This is a genomic window from Acidovorax sp. KPB24-03 (genome assembly GCF_057546605.1).
In genome coordinates this window covers 1-5,746 of record NZ_BAAJYR010000223.1, presented here as the reverse complement: position 1 = coordinate 5,746, position 5,746 = coordinate 1, and the positions used below count along the sequence as shown (strand labels likewise).

General features: G+C 64.5%; 6 protein-coding genes. 4 read left to right on the top strand and 2 right to left on the bottom strand.

The features are described from left to right. On the top strand, window positions 1-1,309 hold a 1,309-nt coding region (locus AC27KI_RS17705; protein WP_487115010.1), incomplete at its 5' end, for an efflux transporter outer membrane subunit. 202 nt (window positions 1,310-1,511) lie between these two features. Then, window positions 1,512-2,513 (top strand): hydrogen peroxide-inducible genes activator, encoded by a 1,002-nt coding sequence (locus AC27KI_RS17700; protein ID WP_317351982.1) that lies wholly within the window; start codon window positions 1,512-1,514, stop codon window positions 2,511-2,513. A 19-nt stretch (window positions 2,514-2,532) separates the two neighbouring features. Here AC27KI_RS17700 and map read toward each other — a convergent pair whose 3' ends face one another. Continuing rightward, on the bottom strand, window positions 2,533-3,345 hold the full coding sequence (gene map / locus AC27KI_RS17695; protein ID WP_487089725.1) for a type I methionyl aminopeptidase: 813 nt from the start codon (window positions 3,343-3,345) through the stop codon (window positions 2,533-2,535). Then, window positions 3,345-3,599, bottom strand: coding sequence for a ParD-like family protein (locus AC27KI_RS17690; protein WP_272564350.1), 255 nt, complete (start codon window positions 3,597-3,599; stop codon window positions 3,345-3,347). Before AC27KI_RS17690 ends, map begins: the two co-directional genes overlap by 1 nt. A 528-nt stretch (window positions 3,600-4,127) precedes the next feature. On the opposite strand from AC27KI_RS17690, the gene AC27KI_RS17685 reads away from it, so the two are divergent. Both AC27KI_RS17685 and AC27KI_RS17680 read left to right on the top strand, forming a co-directional pair. Then, on the top strand, window positions 4,128-5,315 hold the full coding sequence (locus tag AC27KI_RS17685) for a GGDEF domain-containing protein (protein WP_487115008.1): 1,188 nt from the start codon (window positions 4,128-4,130) through the stop codon (window positions 5,313-5,315). A gap of 86 nt (window positions 5,316-5,401) precedes the next feature. Beyond that, the coding region (locus tag AC27KI_RS17680) for a LysR family transcriptional regulator (RefSeq protein ID WP_487115006.1) at window positions 5,402-5,746 on the top strand (345 nt) is incomplete at its 3' end.

Genomic DNA, 5,746 nt, shown 5'->3' with positions numbered 1-5,746 from the left:
CTTCAAGGAAGCGGGGGCGGTGTGGCAGCCCGCCGCGCCTGCCGATGCGATCGACCGCGGCGACTGGTGGACGCTGTTCCAGGACGACGACCTGAACCGCCTCGCCTCGCAGGTGCAACTGTCCAACCAGAACATCGCGGCCGCCGTGGCGGCCTACGCCCAGGCGCAGGCGCTGGTGCGCGAGCAGCGCGCCGGCCTGTTGCCCTCGGTCAGCCTGTCGGGCAGCGGCTCGCGCGCGGGCGGCGAGGGCTCCACCCGCCGCGGTACCACCACCCAGGCGGCACTGGGTGCGGACTGGGCACCCGATCTGTGGGGGCGCCTGGGCGGTGCAGTGGACAACGCCAGCGCCAATGCCCAGGCCAGCGAAGCCGATCTGGCTTCTGCCCGGCTGTCTGCCGTGGGCTCGCTGGTGTCGGCCTATTTCCAGCTGCGCGAAGCCGATGCCGAAATCAATCTGCTGCAGGCCACCGTGCAGGGCTACGAGCGCAGCCTGCAGATCGCCCAGAACCGCTACGCCGCTGGCGTGGTGGCCAACTCCGACGTGCTGCAGGCCCGCACCCAGCTGGCCAACGCGCGCGCGGATCTCGCCACCATGCAGCAAAACCGCGCCCGCTACGAACACGCCATCGCCGTGCTGACGGGGGTGGCACCGGCCTCGTTCACGCTGCCACCCGCGCCCTGGAACATGCGGGCCCCCGAGGTGCCCGCAGGCATTCCGTCGACCCTGCTGCAGCGCCGTCCCGACATTGCCGCGGCCGAACGTGCGGTGGCCGCGGCCAATGCGCAGATCGGCGTGCAGCGCTCGGCCTATTACCCCAGCCTGAGCCTCACGGCCTCGCTGGGCCGCAGCGGCACCAGCGTGGGCGATCTGTTCAGCGCCTCCGGCGCGCTGTGGTCGCTGGGGCTGTCGGTGGCGCAGACGGTGTTCGACGGCGGCGCCATCGCCGCCCGGGTGGAAGGGGCCGAGGCCGCCCGCGACGCCCGCGCGGCCACCTACCGCCAGACGGTGCTGACCGCCTTCCAGGCCGTGGAGGACCAGCTCACCGTGCTGCGCACGCTGCAGGCGCAGGAGCCTTTGCGCCAGGAAGCCGTGTCGGCCGCCAACCTCACCGAGCAGCAACTGCTGAACCGCTACCGCGAGGGCCAGGTGAGCTACACCGAGGTGGTGACGGCCCAGGTCACCGCGCTGTCGGCACGGCGCGCGCTGCTGCAGCTGCAGGTGAACCGGCAGCTGGCGGCCGCCACGCTGGTGCAGGCGCTGGGTGGGGGATGGCAGGCGCGGTGGGAAGGCGGGGCAGGGGCGCAGTGAGCGTCTGGTGAAGCGGTTGGAAACCAGCGGTGGCCAGGAGGGTGCTACCGTGCCCCCGGTGCACCCCCGGTCCTGGCGCAGGCAATGACGCGATGCCCGCATCGGCGTATTCAGTCGGCGCAATGAAATCAGCGTAATACTTGCTTCATGGATTGGTGTTAAACCGAGTCACCCCAGCTGCCGTCCCTTTTCGCCCCAGACAATGACGCTCACCGAACTCAAGTACATCGTCGCCCTTGCGCAGGAAAAGCGTTTCAGCCGCGCAGCCCACCTTTGCAATGTCTCCCAGCCCTCGCTGTCGATGGCCATCAAGAAGCTGGAAGAGGAACTGGAACTCAAGCTGTTCGAGCGCACGGCGGGACAGGTGTCGGTCACGCCGGTGGGTGAGGAGATCGTCTACGAGGCCCGGCGGATCCTCGAGCATGCGGCCGCCATCCAGAAAATCGCCCAGCGCGGCAAGGACCCGCTGGCCGGCACGGTCAAGATCGGCGTGTCCTATACCGTCGGTCCGTATCTGCTGCCCGAGCTGGTGCACCACTCCAAGGCCCGCACGCCGCAGATGGAGCTCATTCTCAAGGGCAGCTTCACGGAGCGGCTGATCGAAATGCTGGGCACCGGGGAGATCGATTGCGCCATCATGGCCGAGCCCTTTCGCTCCACCGGGCTGGCCAAGGCGGCCCTGTACGATGAACCCCTGATCGCGGCGGTGCCTGCCTCGCACATCCTGGCGCGGCGTGAAAGCGTCTCCACGACCGAACTGCAGGGCGAGACGCTGCTGCTGCTGGAGGCGGACGAGAGTTTGCGGGAACACCTGGAAGCACTGAGCCCGGAGGCAGCGCCGGCCCTGGGCGATGCGGAAGGGGTGAGCCACACCTTCGAAGGCTACTCGCTGGAAACCATCAAGCACATGGTCTCGCGCGGCATGGGCATTACCCTCGTGCCGCGCCTGTCGGTGCCGCAGGACCAGATGCACTCGGGCTACAAGCGGCGCAAGGACGATGAGCATCCCGCCGAAAAGCGCCGCCGCAACGACGACAACCAGATCCGCTACCTGCCCATCCAGCAGGAATCCGGCCAGCCGCCACCCGTGCGTCGGATCGTGCTGGCCTGGCGCAGGAGCTTTCCCCGCTACGAGGTCATTGCCGCCCTGCGCAATGCGATCTATGCGTGCGAGCTTCCCGGCGTCACGCCCATTCTGAGGTAGAGGGGCCGCTGGGCTGGGATCAGGGACTTGGCTTGCCGGCGGTCAGGGGCGGGTAGGTGCCCGTCCCTTCGGGCCAAGCGGTGAGCACCTCGTACCCCTCGGGCGTGACCGCCACCATGTGTTCCCACTGGGCGGAGAGGGATCGGTCCTTCGTCACCACGGTCCACCCATCGGACAGTTGCCGGGTCTCGCGTCTGCCCGCGTTGAGCATCGGCTCGATGGTGAAAACCATGCCCGGTTCCAGCCGCAGCCCCTCTCCGCGGCGGCCGTAGTGCAGCACTTGCATATCTTCGTGATAGACCTGACCGATGCCGTGTCCGCAGTACTCCCGCACCACGCTGAAGTGCTCCCGGTGAGCCACGGACTGGATGGCATGGCCAATGTCGCCCAGCGTCCCTCCGGGTCGGACCTGCTGGATGCCCGCCCGCAGGGCTTCATAGGTCGTCTCCACCAGGCGCCGGGCCAAGGTACTGGGGGCGCCGACGAAGTACATGCGGCTGGTGTCGCCGAACCATCCATCCTTGATGACGGCGACATCGATGTTGACGATGTCGCCCTGCTTCAGGATCTTGTCGGGCGAAGGGATGCCATGGCAAACCACCTGGTTGACGGAGGTCAGGATGGTCTTGGGGTACCCCTGGTAGCCCACGTTGGCTGGAATGGCGCCCTGGACATTCACGATGTGGTCATGGCAGATGCGGTCGAGCGCCTCGGTGCTCACGCCGGGCACGACGTGGGGTGCCACCATGCTGAGGACCTCCGCGGCCAGTTGCCCCGCCTGCCGTGCCATCGCGATCTGCTCGGCCGACTTGATGCGAATGTCGCTGGCCATCAGTGTTGCCCGGGCGAGGAGGGGGCGGGCTTGCCCGAGGAGGCCGTTGCAGCCACCGAGATGTCCAGTCCCCCGGCGAGCTCGGCGCGGATCAGCAGTTGGCAGATTTCCCGGTGGTTCAACTCCGGATACAGCTCGGTGAGCATGCCGACGCGCATCCAGTGCTCGGCCTGCGCATTGATCGATCGGCTGAGTGCGTTGCCTGCCACGCGCAGGTTTTCGTGCATCAGATCCGAAATTTTGACGATTCCCATCAGTCACCTCTATACGAAACGTATGTGAAGTATATGTGTTTCATATGGTTTTTGATGGCTTCTCACGGGTTGGATCCGTGACTGGGAAACCAGGCAACCTCCTTTGACCTTTAAGCTGCCGCTCTTTCCAATCGCCAACGGGTGTTTACCGCGCAACTCGGTTCGCATTCGTTGAAACGAGAGCGCGCGACCCGGTTACGCTCGGAGCCCGCGCCGGGGCGCGCGTTGCCGTGCGACGGGCTGCTGTCTTACTGTTTTATTGAGTAAAGGCTTGTAGGCAAGGTCCGTTTTAAACCGCCCACTGTCTCGATTTCCTGAATGGGATGTCGAGAAAGCCTATCTATTGCGCTTCGACTATTGTCCTGAATGAACCAATATGTAATATTGGCAATGAAATTTTGCTTATCACTGGTCAAGGCGCGAGCATCGGTTCGATCGTAAGGAAACACTTCCATGGGTTTTAGGGATTTATGGGACACGTTACGTGCCCGCCGGCGCATGCGCTTCGAAAATACGGATGCGTTTCCAATGAGCGAAGAGTTGCACGAACTCGAGCCCTCCACGCATTCACCCCAATCGGAGTTGGGGGTGGCCTTGATGCTGCGGCGGCGCATGGACCGTCCCCGCACGCGGATGGTGCCGGTCCTGCTGTGCTTGCTGTATCTGGCTTGTGTGCTGGTTTACTTTGCCTTGGGCGTGGTGGGTCTTTCCACGGTGCTGGTGGTCGCGGCCCTCATCGCATTGCTGGTGGTCGCTTTCATGGGCCTTTTCTATTTGGGTGTCCACGAGCATTTCGCCGACCGCCAAATGCGGTTGCCCATCGTGATCGGCTCGGCGGGCGCATTGCTTTTGGTTTTTTATCTGGAGCCCGTCACGCAGATCGCTCTGGCGCCGTTTTTGTTCGTGGTCATGGCCTATGGCCTGTTCACCCTGTCGCGCAACATGGCACTGGCGGTGTGCGTCGGTATCCTTGCGGTCTACGGAGCTATCAGCGGTTTGCACTATGCCCAGGACGAGAATGCCGCATTGCTGCGCCTGGAAGTGCTGCACATCGTGTCGCTGGCACTGGCATTACCCGCCTATGTGCTGTTGATGGGGCGTGTGCGCATGTTGCACCGGTTGCTGCAAAAGAAAAGCAGCGAAGTGCGCTCCATTACCGAAAGCGCGCGCCGTGATGCCCTGGCGGGATGCCTGAATCGGCGGTCCGTCCTGGCCGCCCTCGAAGAACAAAAGCAGTTGGCGGACGAAAGCGGCATTCCGCTTTGCCTGGCCGTGGTGGATCTGGATCACTTCAAGCGGATCAACGACGAGATGGGCCACCTGGAGGGGGACGAAGTGCTTCGCACCTTTGCCAAGCTGGGGCAGGGCGCTGTGCGGGCTGACGATTTCTTCGGTCGATACGGCGGCGAAGAATTCCTGGTGATCTTTCCCGCGACGCCCTTGCTGCCTGCGCTGAACACCTGCGAGCGCATCCGCGTGCAGGTGGAGTCGCACGCTTGGGAAAACCCCCGCCTGCGGGGCCGGGTGACGGTGTCGATCGGTGTCACCCAATACGTGCTGGGCGAAACCGCCCTCGAGTTCTTCGCCCGTGCCGATGCCGCGATGTACATGGCCAAGCAAGGCGGGCGAAACCAGGTCGTGGTGCAGGAGCCCGTGGGGGCCGGCAGTGCTGCCAATGATGAAGAGGTGCAGGTGCCGTCGCACGGCTACTTCTAGGCGGGCTCTCTTGCGGCCCTCTGACTGAGCCACCAGAAAATCAGCGGTTTTTTGGGTTTTCCATCGATTTCTGGGATGCTTCGGAGATGATCCCCGAGCTCAAGACCCTCATCGCGGTTTGCAGATACGGAACCTTCGCGTCAGCGGGTGAGCAGATCGGACTGACCCAGTCGGCCGTCAGCAGCCAGATCAAGCGCCTGGAGGACGCGTTGGGATTTCCCTTGTTCGACAGGACCGGCCGCTCTGCAACGCTGAATGCGGCCGGACAGACGACTGTCGAGCGTGCGGAGGTCATCTGCGCGCTCTTTTCAAGGCTCGGTGATCCCCCCGATGAAAGCGCCACGCAAGGTGTTCTGCGCATCGGCTCCATTGCCTCGGCGCAGCCGACGCTTGTGGCCCGTGCGCTGGAGGGACTGAGCAACCGTCTTGGC